Annotated in this window: 29 protein-coding genes, 2 tRNA genes and 1 pseudogene; 24 read left to right on the forward strand and 8 right to left on the reverse strand. The window is 53.1% G+C overall.

Annotated features, from left to right (window positions below):
- The first annotated feature begins 6 nt into the window (after positions 1 to 6).
- The 19 genes from GFB57_RS13470 (at position 7) to ldtA (ending at position 15205) form a co-directional block, all read left to right on the forward strand.
- Positions 7 to 639, forward strand: a complete 633-nt coding sequence (locus GFB57_RS13470) for a cobalt-precorrin-8 methylmutase (protein ID WP_003030267.1) — start codon at positions 7 to 9, stop codon at positions 637 to 639.
- Positions 636 to 1772 carry a cobalt-precorrin-5B (C(1))-methyltransferase CbiD gene (gene cbiD, locus GFB57_RS13475; RefSeq protein ID WP_003030269.1) on the forward strand — a complete coding sequence of 379 codons (1137 nt, stop codon included), beginning with the start codon at positions 636 to 638 and terminating at the stop codon, positions 1770 to 1772. Before GFB57_RS13470 ends, cbiD begins: the two co-directional genes overlap by 4 nt.
- Entirely contained in the window at positions 1766 to 2371 is a 606-nt protein-coding gene (locus GFB57_RS13480; RefSeq protein WP_003030270.1) for a cobalt-precorrin-7 (C(5))-methyltransferase, read from the forward strand. The genes cbiD and GFB57_RS13480 overlap by 7 nt, the downstream gene beginning before the upstream one ends.
- Positions 2361 to 2930 (forward strand): decarboxylating cobalt-precorrin-6B (C(15))-methyltransferase, encoded by a 570-nt coding sequence (locus GFB57_RS13485; RefSeq protein WP_290366808.1) that lies wholly within the window; start codon positions 2361 to 2363, stop codon positions 2928 to 2930. Before GFB57_RS13480 ends, GFB57_RS13485 begins: the two co-directional genes overlap by 11 nt.
- Positions 2923 to 3696 carry a cobalt-precorrin-4 methyltransferase gene (locus GFB57_RS13490; protein ID WP_003030275.1) on the forward strand — a complete coding sequence of 258 codons (774 nt, stop codon included), beginning with the start codon at positions 2923 to 2925 and terminating at the stop codon, positions 3694 to 3696. Before GFB57_RS13485 ends, GFB57_RS13490 begins: the two co-directional genes overlap by 8 nt.
- The gene (gene cbiG, locus GFB57_RS13495) at positions 3677 to 4732 is read left to right on the forward strand and encodes a cobalt-precorrin 5A hydrolase (RefSeq protein WP_003030276.1); all 1056 of its coding nucleotides are present in this window, start codon (positions 3677 to 3679) and stop codon (positions 4730 to 4732) included. The genes GFB57_RS13490 and cbiG overlap by 20 nt, the downstream gene beginning before the upstream one ends.
- Positions 4732 to 5457, forward strand: a complete 726-nt coding sequence (locus tag GFB57_RS13500; protein WP_003030278.1) for a precorrin-3B C(17)-methyltransferase — start codon at positions 4732 to 4734, stop codon at positions 5455 to 5457. Before cbiG ends, GFB57_RS13500 begins: the two co-directional genes overlap by 1 nt.
- Positions 5454 to 6239, forward strand: coding sequence for a cobalt-precorrin-6A reductase (locus tag GFB57_RS13505; protein WP_003030280.1), 786 nt, complete (start codon positions 5454 to 5456; stop codon positions 6237 to 6239). Before GFB57_RS13500 ends, GFB57_RS13505 begins: the two co-directional genes overlap by 4 nt.
- Before the next feature lie 10 nt (positions 6240 to 6249).
- Entirely contained in the window at positions 6250 to 7044 is a 795-nt protein-coding gene (locus GFB57_RS13510; RefSeq protein WP_003030283.1) for a sirohydrochlorin cobaltochelatase, read from the forward strand.
- On the forward strand, positions 7041 to 7754 hold the full coding sequence (locus tag GFB57_RS13515; RefSeq protein ID WP_003030285.1) for a cobalt-factor II C(20)-methyltransferase: 714 nt from the start codon (positions 7041 to 7043) through the stop codon (positions 7752 to 7754). Before GFB57_RS13510 ends, GFB57_RS13515 begins: the two co-directional genes overlap by 4 nt.
- The gene (cbiM, locus tag GFB57_RS13520) at positions 7751 to 8488 is read left to right on the forward strand and encodes a cobalt ECF transporter S component CbiM (RefSeq protein ID WP_003030287.1); all 738 of its coding nucleotides are present in this window, start codon (positions 7751 to 7753) and stop codon (positions 8486 to 8488) included. Before GFB57_RS13515 ends, cbiM begins: the two co-directional genes overlap by 4 nt.
- 2 nt (positions 8489 to 8490) lie before the next feature.
- Entirely contained in the window at positions 8491 to 8772 is a 282-nt protein-coding gene (locus GFB57_RS13525) for an energy-coupling factor ABC transporter substrate-binding protein (protein WP_003030289.1), read from the forward strand.
- On the forward strand, positions 8759 to 9436 hold the full coding sequence (locus GFB57_RS13530; protein ID WP_003030290.1) for an energy-coupling factor ABC transporter transmembrane protein: 678 nt from the start codon (positions 8759 to 8761) through the stop codon (positions 9434 to 9436). The genes GFB57_RS13525 and GFB57_RS13530 overlap by 14 nt, the downstream gene beginning before the upstream one ends.
- A gap of 8 nt (positions 9437 to 9444) precedes the next feature.
- On the forward strand, positions 9445 to 10260 hold the full coding sequence (locus GFB57_RS13535) for an energy-coupling factor ABC transporter ATP-binding protein (protein ID WP_003030291.1): 816 nt from the start codon (positions 9445 to 9447) through the stop codon (positions 10258 to 10260).
- Positions 10257 to 11777 carry a cobyric acid synthase gene (locus GFB57_RS13540; protein ID WP_003030293.1) on the forward strand — a complete coding sequence of 507 codons (1521 nt, stop codon included), beginning with the start codon at positions 10257 to 10259 and terminating at the stop codon, positions 11775 to 11777. Before GFB57_RS13535 ends, GFB57_RS13540 begins: the two co-directional genes overlap by 4 nt.
- Positions 11774 to 12319 carry a bifunctional adenosylcobinamide kinase/adenosylcobinamide-phosphate guanylyltransferase gene (gene cobU, locus GFB57_RS13545; RefSeq protein WP_003030294.1) on the forward strand — a complete coding sequence of 182 codons (546 nt, stop codon included), beginning with the start codon at positions 11774 to 11776 and terminating at the stop codon, positions 12317 to 12319. Before GFB57_RS13540 ends, cobU begins: the two co-directional genes overlap by 4 nt.
- A complete protein-coding gene (cobS, locus tag GFB57_RS13550) occupies positions 12316 to 13059 on the forward strand; it encodes an adenosylcobinamide-GDP ribazoletransferase (RefSeq protein WP_003030295.1) in 744 nt (247 codons plus the stop codon). The genes cobU and cobS overlap by 4 nt, the downstream gene beginning before the upstream one ends.
- A gap of 24 nt (positions 13060 to 13083) precedes the next feature.
- The gene (gene cobT / locus GFB57_RS13555; RefSeq protein WP_008324731.1) at positions 13084 to 14148 is read left to right on the forward strand and encodes a nicotinate-nucleotide--dimethylbenzimidazole phosphoribosyltransferase; all 1065 of its coding nucleotides are present in this window, start codon (positions 13084 to 13086) and stop codon (positions 14146 to 14148) included.
- A 127-nt stretch (positions 14149 to 14275) separates the two neighbouring features.
- Positions 14276 to 15205: a L,D-transpeptidase gene (gene ldtA / locus GFB57_RS13560; protein ID WP_003030298.1), complete on the forward strand. Its 930-nt coding sequence runs from the start codon at positions 14276 to 14278 to the stop codon at positions 15203 to 15205.
- Positions 15206 to 15229: 24 nt separating this feature from the next.
- On the opposite strand, the gene GFB57_RS13565 is transcribed toward ldtA, so the two are convergent.
- From GFB57_RS13565 to mtfA, 5 genes are all read right to left on the reverse strand, one after another.
- Complete coding sequence (locus tag GFB57_RS13565) at positions 15230 to 15913, reverse strand: ABC transporter ATP-binding protein (RefSeq protein ID WP_003030299.1); 684 nt, start codon at positions 15911 to 15913, stop codon at positions 15230 to 15232.
- A gap of 10 nt (positions 15914 to 15923) precedes the next feature.
- The gene (locus GFB57_RS13570) at positions 15924 to 17612 is read right to left on the reverse strand and encodes an iron ABC transporter permease (RefSeq protein WP_003030300.1); all 1689 of its coding nucleotides are present in this window, start codon (positions 17610 to 17612) and stop codon (positions 15924 to 15926) included.
- The gene (locus tag GFB57_RS13575) at positions 17596 to 18633 is read right to left on the reverse strand and encodes an extracellular solute-binding protein (RefSeq protein WP_003030303.1); all 1038 of its coding nucleotides are present in this window, start codon (positions 18631 to 18633) and stop codon (positions 17596 to 17598) included. The genes GFB57_RS13570 and GFB57_RS13575 overlap by 17 nt, the downstream gene beginning before the upstream one ends.
- A 259-nt stretch (positions 18634 to 18892) precedes the next feature.
- Positions 18893 to 18968, reverse strand: a tRNA-Asn gene (locus GFB57_RS13580).
- 132 nt (positions 18969 to 19100) lie between these two features.
- Entirely contained in the window at positions 19101 to 19865 is a 765-nt protein-coding gene (gene mtfA, locus GFB57_RS13585) for a DgsA anti-repressor MtfA (protein WP_003030306.1), read from the reverse strand.
- 93 nt (positions 19866 to 19958) lie between these two features.
- Here mtfA and GFB57_RS13590 point away from each other — a divergent pair.
- Positions 19959 to 20048, forward strand: a tRNA-Ser gene (locus GFB57_RS13590).
- A 27-nt stretch (positions 20049 to 20075) separates the two neighbouring features.
- Here GFB57_RS13590 and GFB57_RS13595 read toward each other — a convergent pair.
- Positions 20076 to 20261, reverse strand: a pseudogene (locus GFB57_RS13595) (hypothetical protein); the annotation flags it as partial.
- Between the two features lie 290 nt (positions 20262 to 20551).
- On the opposite strand from GFB57_RS13595, the gene GFB57_RS13600 reads away from it, so the two are divergent.
- Complete coding sequence (locus GFB57_RS13600) at positions 20552 to 20884, forward strand: EmrE family multidrug efflux SMR transporter (RefSeq protein ID WP_003030310.1); 333 nt, start codon at positions 20552 to 20554, stop codon at positions 20882 to 20884.
- Between the two features lie 102 nt (positions 20885 to 20986).
- On the opposite strand, the gene ompC is transcribed toward GFB57_RS13600, so the two are convergent.
- Positions 20987 to 22174 (reverse strand): porin OmpC, encoded by a 1188-nt coding sequence (gene ompC, locus GFB57_RS13605; protein ID WP_003030408.1) that lies wholly within the window; start codon positions 22172 to 22174, stop codon positions 20987 to 20989.
- A 442-nt stretch (positions 22175 to 22616) separates the two neighbouring features.
- Between ompC and GFB57_RS13610 the strand changes: the two genes are divergently transcribed.
- The 3 genes from GFB57_RS13610 (at position 22617) to GFB57_RS13620 (ending at position 25264) form a co-directional block, all read left to right on the forward strand.
- Positions 22617 to 23309 (forward strand): phosphohydrolase, encoded by a 693-nt coding sequence (locus GFB57_RS13610; RefSeq protein ID WP_003030409.1) that lies wholly within the window; start codon positions 22617 to 22619, stop codon positions 23307 to 23309.
- A gap of 76 nt (positions 23310 to 23385) precedes the next feature.
- Positions 23386 to 24816, forward strand: a complete 1431-nt coding sequence (locus GFB57_RS13615) for a DNA cytosine methyltransferase (RefSeq protein WP_032933152.1) — start codon at positions 23386 to 23388, stop codon at positions 24814 to 24816.
- The gene (locus GFB57_RS13620) at positions 24797 to 25264 is read left to right on the forward strand and encodes a very short patch repair endonuclease (protein ID WP_003030411.1); all 468 of its coding nucleotides are present in this window, start codon (positions 24797 to 24799) and stop codon (positions 25262 to 25264) included. The genes GFB57_RS13615 and GFB57_RS13620 overlap by 20 nt, the downstream gene beginning before the upstream one ends.
- Here GFB57_RS13620 and yedA read toward each other — a convergent pair.
- Complete coding sequence (yedA, locus tag GFB57_RS13625) at positions 25256 to 26176, reverse strand: drug/metabolite exporter YedA (protein WP_003030412.1); 921 nt, start codon at positions 26174 to 26176, stop codon at positions 25256 to 25258. The two genes, GFB57_RS13620 and yedA, sit on opposite strands and share 9 nt — an antisense overlap.
- Positions 26177 to 26194 lie beyond the last annotated feature (18 nt).

The following is a 26194-nucleotide window of genomic DNA, read 5'->3' on the forward strand; positions in this document are numbered from 1 at the left end:
AACATAATGCAATATATCCAGCAACCCCAGGCAATTGAAGCCAAAAGTTTCGACATTATTGGCGAGATCATCCGTGAAACCCGTCCGGACTATCAGTTTGCCAGTCCGTTACATGAAGCCATTATCAAGCGGGTCATTCACACGACGGCAGATTTCGACTGGCTGGACATTCTGTGGTTTTCCAGTGATGTGCTGGAGCAGTTTTGTGCGGCACTTAGCCGTTCGAGCGTGATTTATACCGACACCACGATGGCGCTTTCCGGGATCAATAAAACGCTGCTGGCAAAATTCGGCGGTGAATGCCGCTGTTACATCAGTGACCCGAGGGTTGTGCGTACGGCAAAAGAGCAGGGTATTACCCGGTCCATGGCTGCTGTCGACATTGCGGTGAAGGAAGAGGGGGAAAAGCTGTTTGTCTTTGGCAACGCGCCGACAGCGCTGTTTCGCCTGCTTGAGCATGATGTCGCTGTCAGCGGTGTGGTTGGCGTACCGGTCGGGTTCGTTGGTGCAGAAGAGTCGAAAGATGCCTTGACCCAAAGCAAGTTGCCCGCCATTGCCGCGTTAGGCCGTAAAGGGGGGAGTAATGTCGCTGCCGCTATCGTCAACGCCATGCTTTATCACATGCAGGGGGCGCGATGAGCGAGGCCTTCGATACGCCGGTGTGGCACAACGGTAAAGCGCTGCGTAAAGGATATACCACGGGATCGTGCGCCACGGCGGCGGCAAAAGTGGCAGCGTTGATGGTATTGCGCCAACACCTCATCCATCAGGTTTCCATCGTCACGCCTTCCGGGGTGACGTTGTGCCTGAATGTTGAGTCGCCACATATCGAAGGGCAGCAGGCGATAGCCGCCATCCGCAAAGACGGTGGTGATGATGTGGACGCCACACATGGGATGCTGATTTTTGCGCGCGTGACGTTAGACGATAGTGGCGTGATTGCCTTACAGGGCGGTGAAGGGGTCGGTACGGTAACCCGTAAAGGGATTGGCCTACCGGTCGGCAGCTCGGCGATTAACCGTACACCTCGCCAGACCATTGAATCTGCCGTCCGCGAAGCGATTGGCCCAAATCGTGGGGCGCAGATTGAAATCTTCGCGCCAGAAGGAGAAGAACGGGCGCAAAAAACCTACAACTCCCGCCTTGGCATTCTGGGCGGTATTTCGATTATCGGCACCACGGGTATTGTCACGCCGATGTCGGAAGAGAGCTGGAAACGTTCGCTGTCGCTGGAGCTGGAAATTAAGCGGGCGGCTGGGCTGGAGCGTGTCGTACTGGTGCCGGGAAACCACGGCGAGCGTTTTGTGCGCGAGCAGATGGGTATCGACACCCAGGTTGTAGTCACCATGAGCAACTTTGTCGGCTACATGATTGAAGAAGCCGTACGTCTTGGATTCCGGCAAATTGTGCTGGTGGGACATCCCGGTAAGCTCGTCAAAATCGCGGCGGGGATCTTCCATACCCATAGCCATATTGCCGATGCCCGCATGGAAACGCTGGTGGCCCACCTCGCATTACTTGGCGCACCGCTGGAACTGCTGACGCTGGTCAGCGAGTGCGATACCACCGAAGCGGCGATGGAGCATATCGACGCATACGGTTTCCAGCACATTTATGACCATCTGGCTCAGCGCATTTGTATGCGTGTTCTGCAAACATTGCGCTTTACCAAAAATCCGCCGACCTGCGATGCCATCATGTTTTCCTTTGATAATCAGGTTCTTGGCAGTAATCGTCCGGTCGCAGAAATTGCTGAGGAGATGCAATGTTAACCGTTGTAGGGATGGGCCCCGCCGGTTTGCATTTGATGACGCCTGCGGCACGTGAAGCGGTCGCGGCGGCGGATGTTCTGGTCGGTGGAAAGCGGCATTTGCAGCAATTCCCGGATTTTGCCGGTGAACAGTTTGCTCTTGGCGCCAATATCCCGGAACTCCTGAGCTGGATTAGCGCGCACCAGGAGAAGCATGTTGTGGTACTGGCATCTGGCGATCCGCTGTTTTACGGCATCGGGACGCGCATGGTGGCGCATTTTGGTATTGAGAATGTGCGGATTATTCCCGGCATTAGTGCGGTGCAGTACCTGTGTGCGCAGTCCGGTATTGATATGAACGATATGTGGCTGACCAGTAGCCATGGCCGCAGCGTCTGTTTTGATGAGCTGGCGCGACATAACAAGGTAGCGATGGTGACTGATGCGCTGTGTGGCCCGCGTGAAATCGCGCAGCAGCTCATTGCCCGAGGCAAGGGGCATCGCTGGATGGTGATTGGCGAAAACCTGGCGATGGAAAACGAAAAGATCCATTTCCTGCCTGTGCGTGAAGTTAACGCCGACTATGACATGAATGCAGTGGTGATCCTCGATGAAAGATGAGCTTTTTCTGCGTGGAGAGAAAGTGCCGATGACCAAAGAAGCGGTACGCGCACTTGCCCTCTCAAAACTTGAATTACACCGCGCCAGTCACCTGATTGATATAGGCGCCGGAACCGGCAGCGTGTCGATAGAGGCGGCGTTGCAATATCCCGGATTACGTGTCACGGCCATCGAACGTAACCCGGTGGCGCTCAGGTTGCTGGACGAAAACCGCCAGCATTTTGCCTGCGCAAATATCGATATTTTTCCCGGCGTTGCTCCCATGACTATCGCGGAAAAAGCCGATGCCATTTTTATGGGCGGCAGCGGTGGTCATCTGACCGACCTGATTGACTGGTCGATGCGCCAATTGCATCCCGCAGGGCGTTTGGTGATGACATTTATCCTCCAGGAAAACCTCAACACCGCGCTAACACATCTGGACCATCTTGGCGTACAGGGAGTGGATTGCCTGCAGCTACAGGTTTCCTCGCTTACCGCGCTTGGCAGTGGTCACTATTTTAAACCGAATAACCCCGTATTTGTTATCGCCTGTCAGAAGGAAGGAAACCATGTCTGAGATTTTTGATCCCCGTAGCGTGTGGTTTGTTGGCGCAGGTCCTGGCGATCGCGAGCTGATTACCCTCAAAGGTTACCGATTGCTGCAGCAGGCGCAGGTTGTTATCTACGCCGGATCGCTGATTAACACCGAACTGCTGGAGTATTGCCCTGCTGGTGCTGAATGTCACGACAGTGCCGAACTGCATCTGGAGCAGATCCTTGATCTGATGGAAGCCGGAGTGAAAGCGGGTAAGACCGTCGTGCGTCTGCAAACCGGCGATGTCTCGTTGTATGGTTCCGTGCGCGAGCAGGGCGAGGAGCTGACCAAACGCGGGATTGACTGGCAGGTGGTGCCCGGCGTCAGCGCGTTCCTCGGCGCGGCGGCGGAGCTGGGCGTTGAGTATACCGTGCCCGAAGTTTCACAGAGCCTGATCATTACGCGCCTGGAAGGCCGCACCCCGGTACCAGAGCGTGAACAGCTGGAGTCTTTTGCCAGCCACCAGACATCAATGGCGATATATCTTTCCGTCCAGCGTATTCATCGGGTGGCTGAGCGTCTGATTGAAGGTGGCTATCCGGCGACCACGCCCGTGGCGGTGATCTATAAAGCAACCTGGCCGGAAAGCCAGACCGTACGCGGGACCCTGGCGGATATTGGCGACAAGGTTCGCGATGCTGGCATCCGTAAAACGGCCCTTATTCTGGTCGGTAATTTCCTGGGCTCGGAGTATCACTACTCCAAACTCTATGCGGCGGACTTTAGCCATGAATACCGTAAAGCCTGAGTCAATTGCGCTTTTTTGCCTGACTCCTGGCGGCGTTGTGCTGGCGAAACGTCTGGCAGCTATGCTGCCGGTTACCTGTTTTACCAGTGAAAAGCTGCTGGAGGAGGGGTTTATTCCCTTCGAAAACGGCTTTGCGAATACCGCTCGCGAAGCGTTTACGAATTATTCGGCGCTGATTTTTATCGGGGCGACCGGCATTGCGGTGCGCGTACTGGCCCCGCTGGTCAACGACAAGTTTTGCGATCCGGCGGTGGTGGTCATTGATGAACGTGCCCAGCATGTCATCAGCCTGCTCTCCGGTCACGCGGGCGGTGCTAATGCGTTGGCACGTTATCTGGCGGGCATGTTGGGCGCCGACCCGGTTATCACCACCGCGACGGATGTGAACGATATGGCGGCACTGGATACGCTGGCATTTCAACTGAATGCCCGAATGAGTGATTTCCGTTCGGCGGTGAAGATCGTCAATCAGATGTTGGTCAGCAATAAGCGGGTTGGGCTGTGGTGGGATGACGAACTGACGCAGGATGTCAGCCATTGCGACCGGCGCGGATTTATTACGGTCACCGATCTCAACCAGCTTCCTGAACTGGATGCGTTGGTGTGCATCACCTTACGCACCAATTTACCTGAGCTGCCTGTTCCTCACTGGAAGCTGGTGCCGCAGCGGGTTGTGGCCGGAATTGGTTGTCGGCGTGATACGCCGTTCCCGCTGCTGGCTGCGCTGCTTGCCCGCCAACTCGAAGCCCAACAGCTCGATCCGCTGGCGCTAAAAGCGATTGGCAGCATCACGCTGAAAAAAGATGAACAGGGACTTATCCAACTGGCTTCATGCTGCCGCGTTCCTTTCGAAACCTTTACTGCTGACGCGCTGCGTGAGCATGAGCACCGTTTTCCGGCCTCATCGTTTGTTCGCAAAACGGTGGGTACAGGAAGCGTTTCTGGTCCTGCAGCCTGGCTGTTGAGCCACGGACAACTGTTAGGCGAGACCCTGCGAGAACAGGGCGTCACTATCACTTTGGGAGTTTCACACTGATGTTAAGCGTAATTGGAATTGGCCCTGGCTCGCAGGCAATGATGACCATGGAAGCCGTTGAAGCACTGCAGGCAGCGGAAATCATCGTGGGCTATAAAACCTACACCCATCTGGTAAAAGCGTTCACTGGCGACAAGCAGGTGATCAAAACCGGGATGTGCAAAGAGATTGAACGCTGTCAGGCGGCGATCGAACTGGCGCAGGCGGGGCACAACGTGGCGCTGATCAGCAGCGGTGACGCGGGGATTTACGGTATGGCCGGGCTGGTGCTCGAGCTGGTCAGTAAGCAAAAGCTGGACGTTGAGGTCAGGCTAATCCCAGGGATGACCGCCAGCATTGCCGCCGCCTCTTTGCTGGGTGCGCCGTTGATGCACGATTTCTGCCACATCAGCTTAAGCGATCTGTTAACGCCGTGGCCGGTTATCGAAAAACGCATCGTTGCCGCTGGTGAAGCCGATTTTGTTATCTGTTTCTACAACCCGCGCAGTCGGGGTCGCGAAGGTCATCTGGCGCGCGCATTTGAGTTGTTATCTGCCAGCAAGAGCGCACAAACGCCGGTTGGTATTGTGAAGTCAGCCGGACGTAAAAAGCAGGAAAAATGGCTGACCACGCTGGGTGAAATGGACTTTGAGCCGGTTGATATGACCAGTCTTGTGATCGTGGGCAATAAAACAACCTATGTTCAGGACGGCCTGATGATCACGCCACGAGGTTATGTGCTGTGAATTATGGTGATGTGCTGGTCATGGGCGGCACCAGCGACGCGCGCATGCTGTGCCAGCAACTGGATGCAGCAAACGTGGCCTACACCCTGTCCGTTGCGACCCCGACGGGAAAGCAGCTGGCGGGAGACATCAAAGGCCAGGTGCGCTGCGGGCGTCTGGAACGCGAGCAAATGATTGCCTGGCTGCAGGAAAAGCAGACGCGCTGGGTGATCGATGCCTCGCATCCGTACGCCGAGGTGGTGAGTCGCAACATCATGAATGCCTGCGAAGCGGCGGGCGTACTGCTGAGCCGCTACCAGCGCCCTGAGCAGTTGAGCGGATTAACTCACCCGCAGCTGTATACCGTACAAAGTATTCCGCAAGCCTGTGAGGTGGCGCGACGCTTCGGCGATCGCGTGCTGTTGACGACTGGCAGTAAAGATCTGGCCATCTGGCGCGAAGGGTTGCCTGAAAAAACGCTGCTGGCGCGCGTTCTGCCTGTACCAGAGGTCATTCAGCAATGCGCGGATCTGGGATTTGGCGTCGGTGAAATCTTCGCACTGTGTGGGCCGTTTAGCGCCGAGTTCAACGCCGCGTTTTATCGCCAGTGTCAGGCTGATGTGGTGATCACTAAGGCTTCAGGCGCTGAAGGTGGTTATCAGGAAAAAGTTCAACCCTGTCTGGATGCCGGTATCCCCTGCATCGTGATTACACGTCCGGCACCGTTGGTGACGGGAGACGAGTTACTGGAAAGTCAGGCCGCCTTTGCGGCGCGTTTAACGCGCTGGCTGGCCGCGGCTTAAGGAGTTAGAGATGAAAAAGGCGCTTCTGGTGGTCAGCTTTGGCACCAGCTATCACGACACCTGTGAAAAAAATATTGTGGCCTGTGAGCGCGATCTTGCAGCCAGTTGCCCTGACCGCGACCTGTTCCGGGCGTTTACCTCCGGGATGATTATCCGCAAGCTCAAGCAGCGTGACGGCATTGAAATCGACACACCGCTGCAGGCGCTGCAAAAACTGGCGGAGCAGGGGTATCAGGATGTGGCTATTCAGTCGCTGCACATTATCAATGGCGACGAATACGAAAAAATTGTCCGCGAAGTGCAAAGTATGCGTCCGCTGTTTTCACGCCTGACGCTGGGTGTACCGCTACTGAGCAGCCATGAAGATTACGCCCAACTGATGCTGGCGCTGCAACAGCAAATGCCGACGCTTAGAGAAAATGAAAAAGTGGTGTTTATGGGACACGGTGCCAGCCATCATGCCTTTGCCGCCTATGCCTGTCTCGACCATATGATGACGGCGCAGCGCTTTCCGGCGCGGGTTGGGGCGGTGGAAAGCTATCCGGAAGTGGATGTGCTGATTGAAAGTTTATCTCAGGAAGGGGTGACGGCGGTGCATCTGATGCCGTTGATGTTAGTTGCTGGTGACCATGCCATTAATGATATGGCCTCTGACGAAGATGATTCGTGGAAAACATTGTTCAATGCGGCCGGGATAAAGGCTACGCCATGGCTCAGTGGACTGGGTGAGAATCCGGCGGTTCGCGCCATGTTCGTGGCACATTTACAGCAGGCGCTTAATGTGGCGCTGGAGGAAGCAGCATGAGCGGGAAACTGTACGCATTAAGCACCGGACCTGGCGCTTCCGATCTGATCACCGTACGTGCTGCACGTACGCTGGGCATGCTGGATATTCTCTATGCGCCTGCCGGGCGTAAAGGCGGCGATAGCCTGGCGCTGTCGATTGTGCGGGAGTATATCGGCGAGCAGACCGAGGTTCGCTGCTGTCATTTTCCCATGAGTGCCGACAGCGCGGAAAAAGAGGCCGTCTGGGATGAGGTTGCAACCGCGCTGGTTCAGGAAGTCGAAGCTGGAAAAAAAGTAGGCTTTATTACGCTCGGCGACGCCATGCTGTTCAGTACCTGGGTCTTTTTACTGCAGCGCATTGGTTCGCCTGACTGGTTAGAAATCGTCCCGGGCGTGACTTCTTTCGCTGCGATTGCCGCGCGTTCGAAAACCCCGCTCGCCATGGAGCAACAATCGCTGGCAGTGGTCTCCTGTACCGCGCCGGAAGCTGAAATTCAGCAGGCGTTAAAGCAGCATGACAGTCTGGTGTTGATGAAAGTGTACGGTCGTTTTGCGCGTATCAAAGCGCTGCTGCAACAAGAGGGGTTGTTGGACTGCGCATTAATGATGTCTGAAGCCACGCTGCCAGGTGAACAGTGCTGGCGTCATCTCGATGAGGTGAGCGACGATCAGCCGCTGCCTTATTTCTCGACCATTCTGGTCAACAAACAGTGGGAGTATGCACAATGAAGCTTGAACAACAGCTAAAACAGCTGTCTTTCAGCGGGTTGGCTGCGGCGCTATTACTGATGATTGTTCCTGAGCAAGCGTTCGCCATGCACATTATGGAAGGTTTCTTGCCGCCGATGTGGGCGCTGGCATGGTGGCTGCTGTTTTTACCCTGCCTGTGGTACGGGCTGGTGCGCCTGCGCCAAATCGTGCAGGAAGATAACCACCAGAAAGTCTTACTGGCACTGTGCGGCGCCTTTATTTTTGTGCTGTCGGCGCTGAAAATTCCTTCCGTTACCGGAAGTTGTTCACACCCTACCGGCGTAGGCCTGGCAGTTATCCTGTTTGGACCTGGCGTAGTAGCCATCCTCGGGGCGATCGTTCTGCTGTTCCAGGCACTGCTGCTGGCACACGGTGGTTTAACGACGCTCGGCGCGAACGGCATGTCGATGGCGGTAATTGGCCCGGTAGTGGGTTACATGGTGTGGAAAATGGCCTGCCGTGCAGGGCTGCGTCGTGACGTTTGCGTCTTCTTGTGCGCGATGCTGGCGGATCTCGTCACCTATTTCGTGACGTCGGTACAGCTGGGCATCGCGTTCCCGGATCCCTCTGCTGGCGCTACCGGTTCAATCATTAAGTTCATGGGGATTTTCTGTCTGACGCAGATCCCAATCGCGATTGCGGAAGGGTTACTCACCGTGCTGATTTACGATCAGCTAACCAAACGCCAGTTAATAACCGCACAAGGACATTAACGATGAAAAAGACGCTGATTATATTGGGCATGGTAGTGGCGCTGGTGATCCTGCCGTTCTTTATCAACCACGGTGGAGAGTACGGCGGTTCAGACGGTGAGGCGGAGAGTCAGATTCAGGCTATTGCCCCGCATTATGAACCCTGGTTCCAGCCGCTGTATGAACCGGCAAGCGGTGAAATTGAAAGTCTGCTGTTTACACTTCAGGGATCGCTGGGCGCAGCCGTGATTTTCTATATCCTGGGTTATACCAAGGGCAGGCAACGCCGTGATGACCGGGCTTGACAGGCTTAGCTATCAAAGCCGTTGGGTTCATGTCTCGCCAGTGCGGAAATTTCTGCTCTGGCTGGTGATGATGATTCTGGCGTTTACTCTGCCCCCGTTGGGGCAGGGTATTGAGCTGTTATTGATTGCCGCGCTGAGCTGCTGGCTGCTGCGTATTTCCTTCTGGCGCTGGTGCCGTTGGATGGCATTACCGTTTGGTTTTCTGGCGGTTGGCGTAGTGACCATCCTGTTTAGCATCAGCCGCGATCCACAGACGCTGTTGGCCAGCATACCTGTGGGAAGTTACTGGTTGGGAATCAGTGCACCAGGTCTGGTGACAGCGAATGAGACGTTCTGGCGCAGCCTTGCAGCGCTGGCGGCAACCTTCTGGCTGGTACTGAATCTGCCGTTTCCGCAATTAATTATCCTACTCAAACGCGCGCACGTTCCTCGCCTGTTAACTGAACAGATCCTGCTGACCTGGCGGTTTATTTTTATTCTCTTAGACGAGGCGCTGGCTATTCACCGCGCACAAACGCTGCGTTTTGGTTATCGTAGCTTGCCGTTGGGCTACCGCTCTCTGGCAATGCTGGTGGGATTGCTGTTCACCCGCGTGTTGATCCGCTACCAGCAAATGACCACCACACTGGATATCAAACTTTATCAGGGTGATTTTCACCTGTAAGGAAAAGTATGCTTGCCACCTCAGCGCTTTGGTTTCGCTATCAGGATGACCCGATCCTCAAAGGGCTAACGCTGGATTTTTCTACGTATGCCGTCACCGGGTTGGTAGGCGCTAATGGTTGCGGGAAATCCACGCTGTTTATGAACCTGAGTGGCTTATTGCGCCCACAGCAAGGCGCGGTGATGTGGCAGGGCAAACCGCTGGATTACAGCAAACGCGGCCTGCTGGCGCTGCGTCAACAGGTGGCAACGGTATTTCAGGACCCCGATCAGCAAATCTTTTATACCGATATCGACAGCGATATCGCCTTTAGCCTGCGCAATCTCGGGGTGGATGAGGCTGAAATCGCCCGACGCGTGGAAGATGCGCTTACGCTGGTCGACGCCCAGCATTTTCGCCATCAGCCCATTCAGTGTTTAAGCCATGGGCAAAAAAAACGCGTAGCGATAGCCGGGGCGTTGGTGTTGCAGGCGCAGTATCTGCTGCTGGATGAACCTACTGCGGGCCTCGACCCGTCAGGCCGCACGCAGATGATTGAGATTATCAAACGCATCGTAGCGCAAGGAAACCATGTCGTAATTTCAAGCCATGATATCGATCTTATCTATGAAGTCAGCGATGCGGTGTACGTTTTACGCCGGGGCGAAGTACTCACGCACGGCACGCCAGGCGACGTTTTCGCCCGTACGGATCTTATTGAACAAGCGGGATTAACTCAGCCCTGGCTGGTGAAGCTGCATACCGAGTTGGGCTTCCCTCTGTGTAAAACAGAGGCTGAATTTTTTAGCTGTATGCGAGAGAACGCACTGAAGGAGGCGTCATGACGCAGGCAATAATGTTGCAGGGAACGGCATCTGATGTAGGTAAAAGCGTATTGGTCGCCGGGCTGTGTCGTATTTTTTATCAGGATGGACTGCATACCGCACCGTTCAAATCGCAGAACATGGCGCTGAACTCTGGCATTACGCCAGAGGGAAAAGAAATGGGCCGCGCGCAAATTTTTCAGGCTGAAGCCGCAGGTATTACGCCAGATGTGCGTATGAACCCGGTTCTGCTTAAACCGACCAGCGATCGCAAAGCGCAGGTAGTGCTGATGGGCAAAGTAGCGACTGATATGGACGCGGTGAGTTACCACGAGTACAAACCACGTCTGCGGGAACAGATCCTGTCAGTTTATAACAGCCTGGCGCAGGAGTTCGATGTGCTGGTGCTGGAAGGTGCGGGGAGCCCGGCAGAGATTAACCTGCGCGATCGCGATATCGTCAATATGGGCATGGCAGAAATGGCGCAGTGCCCTGTCGTTTTGGTAGCGGATATCGATCGTGGTGGGGTATTCGCCTCCATTTACGGCACGCTGGCGCTGTTGCACGATCACGAACGCGCACGCGTAAAAGGGGTGATCATCAATAAGTTTCGCGGTGATGTGACGCTGCTGCACTCCGGTATCGAGCAAATTGAAGCGCTGACCGGTGTTCCGGTGCTGGGCGTGATGCCATGGCTTGATGTTGATCTGGAAGATGAAGATGGCGTTGCACTGCAAAAGGGCAAGTATTTGCGCACTGATAAACGCGACATCGACATCGCCGTTGTGCAAATCCCGCACATTTCTAACTTTACGGATTTCAATGCGCTTGCTGCGCAGCCGGATGTGCGTGTGCGCTATGTTCGCCAGCCTGAAGAGCTGGCGGGGGCCGATCTGGTGATTTTGCCCGGCAGCAAAAATACCCTTGGCGATCTGGTGTGGCTACGTGAAAGCGGGATGGCGCATGGCGTCGTGCAATTGCATCGTAATAACGTACCGGTGGTGGGGATTTGCGGCGGTTATCAAATGCTCGGCGATACCATCATTGATGAAGTGGAGTCAGGACTCGGTACGCTGCCGGGGCTGGGCTTGCTCAATACTGTCACCCATTTTGCTCAGCACAAAACCACGACCCTGGTTAAGGGGCAAATGTCCTCATCGCTGCCTGACTGGCTGGCGGGCACAGCGGGGTTATCCGTTCGCGGTTATGAAATTCATATGGGTGAAACAGCATTAACCGATGAATGTCAGTCGGTGATGACGTTGCACAAAGACGGCGGCAACGTTGTTGACGGCGCGGTCACTGCGGATGGTCTGGCGTTCGGCACCTATCTTCACGGTCTTTTCGACAGCGATGATTTCACCCGTGCGTTGGTCAATGGCCTGCGAGAACGTAAAGGGTTAGCTCCGCTGGATTCCACCTTCCATTACGCGCAATATAAATCGCAGCAGTTTGATCTGCTGGCGGATGCGATGCGGCAACACATCGATATTGAGAAAATTTATACCATCATGCAGCAACACCGGGAGCCAGTATGATGATTCTGGTTACTGGCGGCGCGCGAAGCGGTAAGAGTCGGCATGCGGAAGCGCTGATCGCTGATTCCCCAAACGTTTTGTATATTGCGACTTCGCAGATTTTTGATGAGGAGATGGCTGCGCGAATTCAGCATCATCGCGATGGACGTCCTGCGCACTGGCGTACAGCCGAACGTTGGCAACATCTTGATGAACTGATTACGGCCGCGAACGATCCTCAGGAAGCCATTCTGCTTGAATGCATCACTACGATGGTGACCAACCTGCTGTTTGCGCTAGGCGGTGATAGCGATCCGGACAGCTGGGATTACGCGGCGATGGAACAGTCTATCGAAGGTGAAATCCGTTCGCTGATTGCAGCCTGTCAGCGCTGCCCGGCAAAGATCGTGTTGGTCACTAACGAAGTGGGAATGGGGATTGTGCCGGAGAACCGTCTGGCGCGGCATTTTCGTGATATTGCAGGACGCGTGAACCAGCGACTGGCGGCGGCGGCTGATGAGGTCTGGCTGGTGGTATCAGGAATTGGAGTCAAAATTAAATGAGTAAGTTGTTCTGGGCAATGCTCTCTTTTATCAGTCGCTTGCCCGTTCCTGCTCGCTGGTCGCAAGGACTGGATTTCGAGCACTATTCCCGCGGTATTGTGATGTTTCCCCTGATTGGCGTCGTGTTGGGAGGGTTGACGGGGCTGGTCTTCATGGCGCTCCAGACCTGGTGCGGTATACCGTTGGCCGCTCTTTTTGCGGTGCTGACGCTGGCGTTATTGACCGGGGGATTTCATCTGGATGGTCTGGCGGATACCTGTGACGGCATTTTTTCGGCGCGCCGACGCGAGCGGATGCTGGAAATCATGCGCGACAGTCGTCTGGGAACCCACGGTGGACTGGCGTTAATTTTCGTTTTACTGGCGAAGGTGCTGGTGGTGAGCGAACTGGCTTTGCGTGGCACGCCGATGCTGGCTGCGCTGGCGGCGGCATGTGTCGCCGGGCGAGGAACGGCGGTGTTGCTGATGTATCGGCATCGCTATGTCCGCGAAGAAGGGCTGGGCAACGTTTTTATTGGTAAAGTCACCGGGCGTCAAACCTGCGTTACGTTGGGATTGGCGGCGATCCTTGCCGCCGTGCTGCTTCCCGGCATGCGCGGCGTGGCAGCGCTGGTTGTCACAATGGTGGCGATTTTTATTCTTGGGCAGTTATTAAAACGCACGTTGGGTGGGCAAACCGGCGATACGCTGGGCGCTGCCATTGAACTTGGCGAGTTGATTTTCTTGCTGGCTCTGCTCTGAGTCAGCCCACATACTGGAACCCTTATGCAGACTTTAACCTCTTTACTCCGCGCGATCCCATTACCTGACAGTGCCGCGATGCTGCGCGCGCAGCAGCATATCGACGGCTTGCTTAAGCCGCCGGGAAGTTTGGGGCGACTCGAATCTCTCGCCGTGCAATTGGCCGGGATGCCTGGCCTGAAGGGGGGGCCGCATGTGAATGGCAAAGCGATGCTGGTGATGTGCGCCGATCACGGCGTGTGGGATGAAGGGGTTGCCGTTTCACCTAAAGTTGTCACGGCTATACAGGCTGCCAATATGACGCGTGGAACGACCGGCGTCTGCGTCCTCGCCGCTCAGGCGGGGGCGAAGGTCCATGTGATAGATGTGGGGATTGATGCTGAACCTATTCCCGGCGTGGTGAATATGCGTGTGGCACGCGGCTGCGGCAATATAGCCGAAGGCCCGGCAATGAGCCGTTCGCAGGCCGAGGAGTTGTTGCTGGAAGTCATTCGCTATACCCATGAACTGGCCAAAGACGGTGTGACGCTGTTTGGTGTCGGTGAGCTTGGTATGGCAAATACTACACCTGCGGCGGCCATTGTTAGCGTGCTTACCGGCAGTGATGCTGAGGAAGTCGTGGGTATTGGCGCTAACCTTCCTCTTTCTCGGGTGGGGAATAAGGTAGACGTTGTGCGTCGGGCAATTGCCGTCAATCAGCCGGATCGCCATGACGGTGTCGATGTGCTGGCTAAAGTTGGTGGGTTCGATCTTGTCGGCATGGCAGGGGTTATGTTGGGGGCGGCCTCCTGCGGCCTGCCGGTCGTGCTGGATGGTTTTCTTTCTTATTCCGCTGCGCTGGCGGCCTGCCAGATTGCACCACAAATTAAACCCTACCTAATCCCGTCACATTTCTCCGCTGAGAAGGGCGCCCGTACCGCGCTGGCGCATCTTGAATTGGATCCGTATCTGAATATGGGGATGCGTTTGGGCGAAGGCAGTGGGGCCGCGTTGGCGATGCCAATTGTTGAGGCTGCTTGTGCGATGTACAACAATATGGGGCAGTTAGCCGCCAGTAACATCGTGCTTCCGGATGGTAAGGAAGCGTAGTTACCGCTCAACCTGAACCTCGCCTGTTGGCGAGGTTTTTTTATGCGCAAATATGTCGTAACCCACTAAAACAGATAATAAAAGCTATAATTAACGGATATCTGCTGCGACGAAGGAAAGGAAAAAGATGCGTCGTGTAAAACTGCTTTGTTCACTCATTATGCTGCTTGCGAGTCAGGGCGCGCAGGCGGTGAGTTATCCATTGCCGCCAGAGGGCAGTCGCCTGGTGGGTAGCCCTTTGACTGTTACGGTTCCACCAGGAAATACCAAGCCGCTGGAAGCATTTGCCGCTCAATACGGGCAGGGGTTGAGCAATATGCTTGAAGCCAATCCGGGCGTCGATGTTTTTCTGCCTAAATCGGGTTCAACGCTGGTTGTGCCGCAGCAACTGATATTACCGGATACCGTACGCGAGGGGATTGTCATCAACGTCGCCGAGATGCGGCTTTACTATTATCCTGCTGGCAGCAATACGGTTGAGGTTTTACCCATTGGCATTGGTCAGGCGGGTAGAGAAACGCCGCGCAACTGGGTGACGGCGGTAGAGCGTAAGCAGGAAGCGCCAAGCTGGACACCGACGCCAAATACCCGACGCGAATACGCCGCTCGCGGGGAAAGCTTGCCCGCATTTGTTCCTGCCGGGCCAGAAAATCCGATGGGCCTGTATGCAATTTATATCGGCAGGCTTTATGCCATTCACGGGACAAATGCCAATTTCGGTATTGGTCTGCGGGTAAGCCAGGGGTGTATCCGTTTGCGGAATGACGACATCAAGTACCTGTTTGATACGGTGCCTGTAGGGACCCGTGTACAATTAATTGACCGACCGGTGAAATACAGCGAAGAGCCGGACGGTAGTCGTTGGGTGGAAGTGCATGAGCCGCTGTCGCGAAATCGTTCGGAATACGAGTCTGACAGAAAGGTTCCCTTGCCCGTCACTCCCGCTCTGCGCACCTTTATCAGTGGGAATGACGTGGATGTGAGCCGCGGAAGCCAGGCACTGGAAAGACGTTCCGGTATGCCGGTGAACATCAGCCTGGTACAGAAACATTATTAATTTTCAGGGCGACCCTGGTGACCTTCAGGTCGGATGGGTCGCTTTTTTTATTTGATACTGCCCCATTTTTACCACGCCAATATGGTCTGCCATTAGTTGAGCTTCGTGTTCGCTGTGGGTAACCAACAGCGCCGTTTGCCCGGCGGCGCGCAAAATATCCCGTACCTCGTTGCCAAGACGTTCACGTGTGCGCTTATCCAGGCTGGAGAAGGGTTCATCGAGCAACAGGATTTCCGGATGTGGCGCCAACGCGCGCGCAAGGGCGATACGCTGTTGTTGTCCGCCTGAAAGCTCATGCGGATAGCGGTTGGCATGGCTGTGTAACTCCACCATTTTCAACAGCTCAGTCACTCTGGCCTGTTGTTCCTCACGCGGCATGCGACGCAATCCAAAGGCCACATTTTGCTGCGCGGTCAGATGGGGGAATAACGCATATTCCTGGAAGACCATGCCGACATGACGTTTTTCCGGTGGCAGATGAATGCCGGGACCGGCAACACGGCGCTGTGACACATAGATCTCTCCGTTTTGCAGGCGTTCAAATCCGGCAACTGCGCGTAGCACCGTGGTTTTCCCGCAGCCTGAAGCGCCCAGCAGACAGGCGATTTCACCTTTATGTACCGACATTGAAAATCCGCTCAGTACCGATTGCTGGCTGTTGCCATAAGTAACGTGTACATCCTGGAGTCGTAATGCAATTTCTGACATTGTTGCTCTCTTAACCACGGCGAGTCATTTGATGACGCACCAACAAAATAACCGGTAGCGTGCCAGCTAACACAATCATTAGCGCGGCGATAGCACCTTCTTCATAGGTTCCACGGGCGGCTTCCGCATACAACAATGTTGCCAGCGTTTCGAAATTGACCGGGCGCAAAAGCAACGTTGTTGGCAGTTCTTTCATGGCATCGGCAAAAACCAGCAGGGCACTGCTGACTAACGCTGGACGCAGCAGGGGAAAATGGACCCGTGCAAACGTCCCCGCACCATTCTCACCCAACAGACGAGACGCCTGTTCCAGCGAGGGGGGGATACGGCCCAGACCAGAATCCAGTGCGCCAATGGCAATCGCCTGGAATCGCATGGCACAACAAATTACCAGCAGGATCCCGGCGGACATCAGCGGCAGACCACGAACATCCAGTAAATCGGCCAGCCAGCGGTCGACCGCCATGGCGGGTGTCAAAAAACCAATTGCCAGAATTGTGCCGGGGACCGCATAGCCTAAAGAAGCCAGACGCATCACGCCGCGACGAAATCCTGGCATGGCGTTGTCGGCGGCGCTATGACGCGCGCTCCAGGCCACCAACATACTGACGCAAACCACCACCAGCGTGGTTCCCGCCGCCAGCGATAGCGTATTTTGTAATGCTGACAGTAACGAAGAGGAAAGCGGATTTTCATCACCTATGCGTTTGGCGCTTTCCCACATTAAAAACAGAACCGGAGCCAGAAAACCCAGCAGGACAGGCAGTGAAATAACGCCACCGAGCAGCCAGCCACGCCAGCCCTGCACGCGCGTAGGTTGAATTTCCCGTAGGCTGCGACTGCTGAATCCTTGTTTTCTGCGACCATAAAATTCCAGCGTCAGAATAAGGAATATAAACATCAGCATCATGCTGGCAATTTGTGCCGCGGCAGATAAATCAGAACGCGAGATCCATGTGGTGTACACGGTAACGGTTAACGTCTGTACCCCGAGAAACTCCGATGCGCCGATATCGTTGAGCGTTTCCAGTAGTGCCAGGCTGATCCCAACGGCCAGTGCCGGACGGGCCATGGGCAATGCAACACGAAAGAAGGTTCCGGTCGCGCTGCATCCCAGTGTGCGTGCGGCTTCCAGTAAATGGGCCGGTTGGCTAATAAACATGGCGCGGGTTGTCAGATACACGTATGGGTAAAGCACCAATCCGAGTAGGATGATTGCGCCGGAAAGTGAGCGTAAATCTGGCAGACGGAACTGTCTTGGGCTGTCAAAACCCAGTAAAAAACGGATAAAGGTTTGCAGGGGGCCAATCGGATGCAGCAGATCGAGCCACGCAAAGGCCACAATGTAGGTCGGCATCGCCAGCGGCAACAGTAACGCCCAGCTAAGTATTTTACGTCCAGGGAAATCCCATGCCGTTACCGCCCATGCGCTGCCTACGCCAATCACGCCGACCATCACCGCGACACCGGCTAATAACAGCACGGTATTTTTTAGTGCGGCAGGTAGTACATACGTCAGGAGATTATCCCAGTGAGATAAATCGGCCTGGGTAGCCTGCCAAATCAGCGCAATGATCGGTGTCAAAACGCCAAGCGCTACGCACAGTGCGCCAAGATGTAGCGGCGTTAATAATGACTGCGGCCCGGAAACCAGGCCGCGTAACGTCGGAAACTGCAGAGGTTTATTGATCGAATCCAACTTTATCTACCAGCAGACTAGCTTGTTTACGATATTTAACGATTTCGGTTAATGGTGTTTTATCGACGTCGATTTCGCCAATAGTTGCGTTGATAACCGGGTCAAGCGTCACGCCTTTCAGTACCGGGTATTCGAAGTTCGCTTTCGCATATTGCTGCTGGGCAGGTGCGGAAACCAGATATTCCATCAGCTTAACGGCATCGGCTTTATTTGGCGCATAGCGGGCTACAGCTGCACCACTGATGTTGACGTGTGTACCGCCATTTTCAAAGGTAGGTTTAACGACTTTAATCGCATCGCCCCATTGACGCGCATCGCTGCCTTCTTTGGCATTTTTCATATGGCCGACGTAATAGGAGTTGGCGAGACCAATATCGCAAATACCGCCGAGGATATCGCGAGCAACATCGCGATCGCCACCGGTAGCTTTACGCGCCAGGTTAGCTTTCACACCGCGCAGCCATTCTTCGGTCTTTGCTTCGCCGTGATGAGCAATCATTGCGGCGATCAGCGCCGTGTTATACGGGTGCTGTCCGGAACGAATACAGACTTTACCTTTGTACTCAGGGCTGGCGAGTTGTTCGTAATGCCAGTTATCGATTGGCAGTGACTTCTCGGCATACAGCACGCGGGCACGCATCGACAGCGCAAACCACTGATTATCTGCACCGCGCAGATTAGCTGGAATAGCGGTTTTCAGTGCTTCTGACTCTACTGGCTGAGTTACACCCGCTTCCACTAAATCAATGAGATTACCGGCATCGACGGTCATCAGCAGGTCGGCAGGTGAATTTTTACCTTCAGCTTTAACGCGCTCAAGCATACCGTCCTTGATATAGACCGTACTGACTTTGATGCCGCTGGTTTTGGTCCAGCTATCAAGTAAAGGCTGGATCAGACCCGGTTCGCGGGTTGTATAGAGCGTTAACGTTTCCTGAGCGAAAGCCGGTAGGCTAACTGAGAAGACCAGGGAAGAGGCAAGTGTGATACGGCGCAGTCCGGCGCGAGGCAGAGAATTCATCGTTTATATCCCAGAGTAATTGGAACGTACAGTGAACCGAGCGAGGGCTCGTTCCTTTGGCTCGCGTACAATAAATGATAATCACTAGCACTTACAATAATTGCAAAGTTTAAACGATTTACATTTACATAACTTTAATCAACGTTGTGATGCGGCATGTAACGGGGTGCAGAGCAGGCAGGGTGCTTATCAGAGGGGATTTTATAGCGACCGAAAAAGCAAAAAACCTGCTTAGTTTCCTAAGCAGGCTTCTTAAATATGGCTCCTCTGACTGGACTCGAACCAGTGACATACGGATTAACAGTCCGCCGTTCTACCGACTGAACTACAGAGGAATCGTGTGAACGAGGCGCATATTACTGACCTTACCATGAGGTGTCAACAGTAAAATTAGCGCGTCATTTCAATTGCTTAATTAATCTTCAAATTCAGCGTTAATGCACATTTGCTGAGCGATAATGACCATCTTAGCGGGTATCGCGTAACCGCTCCATGGGGTTCTGGCGGTAAAACTGAATAAAACGCTGCCATAAGGCCGGAAAACGTGGCGCAAATAATTCAGGAGCACTGAAGAAATACTCCGATAGAACGGCAAAGCATTCGGCCGGGTCGGTTGCTGCGTAAGCATCTATACTGCACGCGGTTTCACCGACCAGATCAATTTCATCCTGAATATTATTCATTGCGGCATACAGGTCGTGCTCCCAACCGGCAATATCTCGCAGAGGGATCGCCGGAATACCGCTGGCGCGGTCGCCATTACGCATATCAAGCTTATGTGCCACTTCATGGATGATTAGATTAAAGCCGGAGGCATCAAAAGAATCCTGAATGTCGAGCCAGTTAAGGATTATCGGACCTTGCTGCCAGCTCTGCCCGGACTGTACAACCCGTTGATTATGCACCAGCCCAATATCGTCTTCCCATTCATCGTCCACGACAAACGGGGCAGGGTAGATGAGAACTTCATGAAACCCGTCGAGCCACTCGACCCCTAATTCCAGGACAGGCAAACAGAAAAGCAGCGCAATGCGCGCACTTTTCAGCGGGTCAAGTTCAAACCCCTGAAGCGCTACCAATCTTTTTTGCTGTAAAAAGCGCTCGGCCAGGGCGATAAGTCTGGCTTGTTCTTGCTCGGTGAGATTCACCAGAAGAGGAATAGCCAGGGCGTCGTCCCACGGCCAGTCGTCACTCCGGGTTGTTTCTTGCTCTTTCCAGGGCCACTTAATCATCGTTTTGCTCGCAAACTCGTCACTTGAACGAAATTGACGGAACGGGGTCTGTTAAAATGCCAAATTACCTGGCATCATGGCAACCGCCAAAACGGAGAGATGCCAGAGCGGCTGAATGGACCGGTCTCGAAAACCGGAGTAGGGGCAACTCTACCGGGGGTTCAAATCCCCCTCTCTCCGCCACTATTCAAACACTTAGCTCAATTCCTTTCAACGACGCATGTCACACTTGGTATAGTGTTGATATATTCGCTTAGTATAAAGCTCGCCATCATCATGTTCTGATTTGCCCAATACTGGAAGATCCAGTGTGGGGGAAATTTTCACTTTTCTGTCATAAACCGCAACCTGGCGTTCAGTTTTGTGATCTGAGAATAGTTGTTTGTCCTTTCTCGTTTCTATCAAGTTTTTTTCCTGCGGCTCAAAGTTAAACCAGGGGCAGGGTAGCTAAAGTTATTTTGGCTTTTATGCTAGAAGAAGATAGCCCCAGAAACCAGGCCGTCAGAGAAATTAGCAACAAGCCTCGAGAATAAATCTGACAGTTATCTTTGAGCGATGAGCGGACGCACAAGACGGTGGCAAGATTGCAATATTTGTTGGGGTTATGCCCACGACTTGTTTTGGATAAACTCACTTAACCCTTTGTGATACGATAATTATCTTAGATTGTCACATGGGGCCAGATTTTGAATTCATACATTTTCCTTGCCGGGGCCATTGTAGCTGAAGTAATAGGTACAACCCTGATGAAGTTCTCTGACGGATTTACACGTCTATGGCCATCTGCCGCAACCATTGTGTGCTACTGCACTGCTTTTTATCTTCTCGCTCAGACGCTGTCGACGATTCCAACGGGTATTGCATACGCAATTTGGTCAGGTGCTGGAATCGTATTAATCAGCCTTTTGGGCTGGTTGGTAAGTGGGCAAAAGCTGGATTTCCCGGCGATCGCAGGCATGTTCCTGATTTGCGCTGGGGTTCTGGTTATCAATATTTTTTCAAAATCTTCCCCGCATTAATTCTAAAAGAGTGTCGGATATCTGGCGCTGTTAGCAGAGCTTATCCCTGTGCGGTGAAAAAGCCCGCTTGGTATGAAGCGGGCTTGCGTATTTTTGTCGTAATTAGAACTGATAGACTAAACCAACGGCAACGATGTCGTCAGTTGCGATACCATTGCTTTCATAGAAGCTGTCGTCTTCGTCCAGCAAGTTGATTTTATAATCGACATAGGTGGACATGTTTTTGTTGAAGTAGTAAGTCATACCCACATCAACATATTTGACCAGATCTTTGTCGACGTAACGCCAGTTACCATGGCTCACTTCCTGACCCCCTAAATCCTTGCCTTTAGACTGCAGGTAAGCGATGGATGGGCGCAGACCGAAATCGAACTGGTACTGAGCTACAATTTCAAAGTTCTGGGTTTGGTTAGCAATGCCACCATTACCTTCACCGTTGCCGCCGCCGTAATAGGTCATATTGCGGGTTTCTGCATACATGGCTGCCAGGTAAACGTTATTAGCGTCATACTTCGCGCCAACAGTCCAGGCTTCAGCTGTTTCGCCGCCAGCGTAGTTGTTGCGCTTGTTCATACCATCCTGGTAACCGCGAGCAACCTGGTCATCAGTACGATCAGAACTGGAATACGCCGCACCGAGGCTTAAACCGAAGTCGAAGTCATAGGAGGTGGACATACCGAAACCGTCGCCGTTTTCTTTCGCCAGTTTACGACCTTCGCTATTACCGGAACCTTCCTGGCCGCTCCAGGTGCCTTCGCCTTCATTATTACCCTGATACTGCAGGGCAAAGTTCAGGCCATCAACCTGACCAAAGAAGCCTTTATTACGATAGGTAGCAACGCCGTTGGTACGACCCAGCATGTAAACGTCGGTCTGAGTGTAGGTATCACCACCGAATTCTGGCAGCATATCGGTCCAGGCTTCAACGTCGTACACGACGCCGTAGTTACGACCGTAGTCGAAAGTACCGTTTTGACCAAAACCTAAACCGGCAAAGGCCAGACGAGTCCAGGAATCGCCTTTGTCACCTTCGGTACCGTTGGCCTTAATGTTGTATTCCCACTGACCATAACCGGTCAGCATGTCGTTGATCTGTGTTTCGCCCTTAAAACCCAGACGGGCATAGGTCTGATCGCCATCGTCGCCAGGGTTATCAGAGAAATAACGCAGACCATCGACTTTTCCGTACAGATCCAGTTTATTGCCGTTTTTATTATAGATTTCAGCCGCATTTGCTGCGCCTGCAGCTAATAAAGCAGGGAGAAGCAGTGCCAATACTTTTCTTTTCATTATGTATTCCCTTTGCATGATAATTAAAATGAATATGTAGCACTATCCAAGCAACTACATTTGGATACTATCTATGAAGTTCATTTAATTTAAAATATAACATGTAACAAATATATTTAAAATATTTCTAAATATTTCTTGAGTGTGTTTTTATAACTATAAATGTATGTATATTACATTGTTATTTGCCACGAAAATAATTTTTTAATCAATGCGTTATGTGTGTCTAGTTATTTATTTGCAACTTGAATTTTATTTGTGGGAAGTATTTGTCTTTATTATTCATATAATATGGTTGTTGATATTGAGATTATGGTTTTTATAAATTCATGTGGGTTTTATTTTCGGTGTGATAATAAAAATTAATTATGTAATGGGGCAGGCAGTGGTTTGCAATGAAAATTGTTGCTAAGGTGATTTTCTTTCTACAAAGGGAGATAGCATGAAACTGCACGACTGGCAGTCGCAATTTGAAGCTTGGTTAGCTGATAACCATTCCGGACAAGATGCTGCGCATGACATCTTTCACTTTCGTCGTGTATGGATGACGGCGCAAAAGCTGAGTACAGATGCTACTGTAGACTGGCTAGTGGTGCTGACCGCGTGCTACTTCCATGATCTCGTCAGCCTGCCAAAGAACCATCCTGAGCGTCATCGTTCGTCGGTACTGGCAGCTCTGGAAACGCGTCGCATTTTGATGCGCGATTTTCCGGATTTTCCACAACAAAGAATACCTGCCGTGTGCCATGCCATTGAGGCGCACAGTTTTAGCGCCAAAATTGCACCAGAAACCCTTGAAGCGAAAATCGTGCAGGATGAGGACCGGCTTGAGGCGCTGGGGGCTATCGGTCTAGCGCGCGTATTTGCTGTGTCTGGTGCGTTAGGCGTGGCGCTATTTGATGCGGAAGATCCGTTTGCCCGCCAGCGTGGCCTTGACGACAAACAGTACGCGCTCGATCACTTCCAGACCAAGTTATTGACGTTGCCGTCGACGATGCAAACTGAACAAGGACGACATTTAGCGCAGCATAATGCTGACTTCTTACTGACGTATATGGCGAAGCTGAGTGCGGAGTTAAAAGGAGAGTATGAAATGCTGGATCTTGACGCGATTCAACCCTTTAAAGCACGTTAGTCGCCAGTGCAGCCGCAACGTCAATCGCACTATTTTATGTTAATCTGTCGGTTATCCATTTCGGCCGGTTAAATGTATGCAGGATAATTTTTCAGTAGCAGGCTCCATGAACCCGATGACAGATGATAACAAGGCCGCCGCGCAGGTGATTTTGGCTAAGTTGCTTGAAATATATGACGTGAAAACCCTGGTTGCTTATCTGAACGGTGTTGGCGAGAACCGCTGGAGTCCGGCCATCTTTAAGCGAGTGGTGGCGAACGAAACATGGCATCGCCTCAGCGACAATGAGTTTACTTATCTGAATTCCTTGCTGCCGACGCCACCTGCGCATCATCCGCATTATGCCTTTCGATTTATCGATCTGTTTGCCGGCATTGGCGGGATTCGTCGCGGCTTTGAGGCAATTGGTGGGCAGTGCGTGTTTACCAGCGAGTGGAACAAGCATGCGGTGCGCACCTACAAAGCGAACAACTATTGCGATCCCTTCCAGCATCACTTTAATGAAGATATTCGTGATGTCACGCTGAGCCATCAGGATGGGGTGAGCGACCAGCAGGCGGCAGAACATATTCGCCAGCACATTCCAGAACATGATGTACTGCTGGCGGGATTTCCTTGTCAGCCCTTCTCCCTGGCCGGAGTGTCAAAGAAAAATGCGTTAGGGCGGGCCCACGGTTTTGCCTGCGATACACAAGGCACACTCTTTTTTGACGTGGTGCGCATTATCGACGCTCGTCGACCAGCAATATTTGTGCTCGAAAACGTCAAAAACCTGAAGAGTCACGATCAGGGCAAAACGTTTCGCATCATTATGCAGACGCTGGACGAGCTGGGTTATGACGTGGCAGATGCGGCAGATAACGGTCCGGATGATCCGAAAATTATCGATGGGCAACATTTTTTGCCTCAACATCGCGAACGTATCGTGCTTGTCGGTTTCCGACGCGATCTGAATTTGAAATCAGACTTCACGCTGCGGGATATTGTCACGCGTTATCCGCAGCGGCGTACTACGCTGGCGGAACTGCTTGAGCCGACCGTCGATGCGAAATATGTGCTGACGCCGGTGCTGTGGAAATACCTCTACCGCTATGCGAAAAAGCATCAGGCGCGGGGAAATGGATTTGGCTATGGCATGGTGTATCCCGGTAACCCTGATAGCGTAACGCGCACATTATCTGCGCGTTATTATAAGGATGGGGCGGAGATCCTGATTGACCGTGGCTGGGATATGGCGCTAGGTGAAAAAGATTTTGACGATCCGCAGAATCAGCGACACCGCCCACGCAGACTTACGCCCAGAGAGTGCGCGCGCCTGATGGGGTTTGAATCTCCGCAAGGCTATCAGTTCAGGATCCCCGTGTCAGATACTCAGGCTTATCGCCAGTTTGGTAATTCGGTGATCGTTCCGGCATTTGCGGCGGTGGCCAGGCTGCTGGAGCCAAAAATCAGGCAGGCAGTTGCTATTCGCGAGAAAGAGAACCTGCATGGCAGACGTTCACGATAAAGCAACACGCAGTAAAAATATGCGGGCGATAGCCACCCGCGATACCGCAATTGAAAAACGCCTTGCCAGCGTGCTGACAGAGCAGGGGGTAACGTTTCGCGTGCAGGATGCGACGTTACCCGGTCGCCCCGATTTTGTGGTGGATGATTATCATTGTGTGATTTTTACTCACGGTTGTTTCTGGCACCACCACAATTGCTATTTGTTTAAAGTCCCCGCGACACGAACGGAATTCTGGCTGGAAAAAATAGGCAAAAATGTCCAACGCGATGCGCGGGATTGTGAAAAATTGCAGGCTCTTGGCTGGCGCGTACTGATTGTCTGGGAGTGCGCCCTGCGTGGTCGCGAAAAGCTGGATGATGAAGCGTTATCTGAACGTGTCATCGAGTGGATCTGCGGCGGTGGCGACACCGCGCAGATCGACACTCTCGGAATTCATTTACTGTAATGTTTTTTCCGACGAACTCGCGACGGCATCCGCTTTAACAGGGAACAGGTATTTCCCCAACGTTACCAGCACCACAGCAAACACGATCACTCCGAGCGCCAGCCATTCGATAGGGGCCAGTCTTTCTCCCCCCAGACCGGTACCTAACAGCACCGCAACAACCGGATTGACGTAGGCGTAGCTGGTGGCTAGCGCCGGGCTGACATTGCGGATCAAGAACATATACGCATTAATGGCAATAATGGAGCCAAACAGGGCCAGGTAAGCCACCGCCATAAAGCCTGAAAATGTTGGCATGGTGGTCAGTTTTTCCCCGGAGAGTATCGATGTGCACATCAGCACAATACCGGCTGCTAACATTTCAATGGCTCCGGCCATCATGCCAACGGGCAGCGTAATGCGTGAACCGTACACCGAGCCAAACGCCCAGCTTATCGAACCGATCAGGATTAAAATAGCGCCCCACGGATTGCCACTTAAATTGCCTCCGCTGTTCAGCATGATGATCCCTGCGAGCCCAATCGCTATTCCCAACCATTCCAGTTTGCGCGTTTTGATGCCAAAAAAGTGGCTAAAACACAGCGTAAATAGCGGGACGGTGGCGACCACCACGGCGGCAATACCGGAAGGGACATTTTGATGTTCTGCGACGGTGACCAGTCCATTACCCACAGCCAGCAGCAGGATACCAATTAACGCGGCGTTCAGGATTAAGCGTAAGGGGGGGAGCTTATGCCCGCGAATAAGTAAAAAACTTGTTAACAAAATTCCCGCAGAGAGAAAACGTACGGCTGCCATCATTAACGGCGGCCAGCTTTCAACACCAATGCGAATAACGAAGTACGTGGAACCCCAAATGATGTACAGCGCGAATAGCGCACTGAAAAGCGGTAACAATTGCCTGAAACGCATAATCCCTCACGGTAGAAA

Source organism: Citrobacter sp. S39 (assembly GCF_009495675.1).
Taxonomy (GTDB): Bacteria; Pseudomonadota; Gammaproteobacteria; order Enterobacterales; family Enterobacteriaceae; genus Citrobacter; species Citrobacter freundii.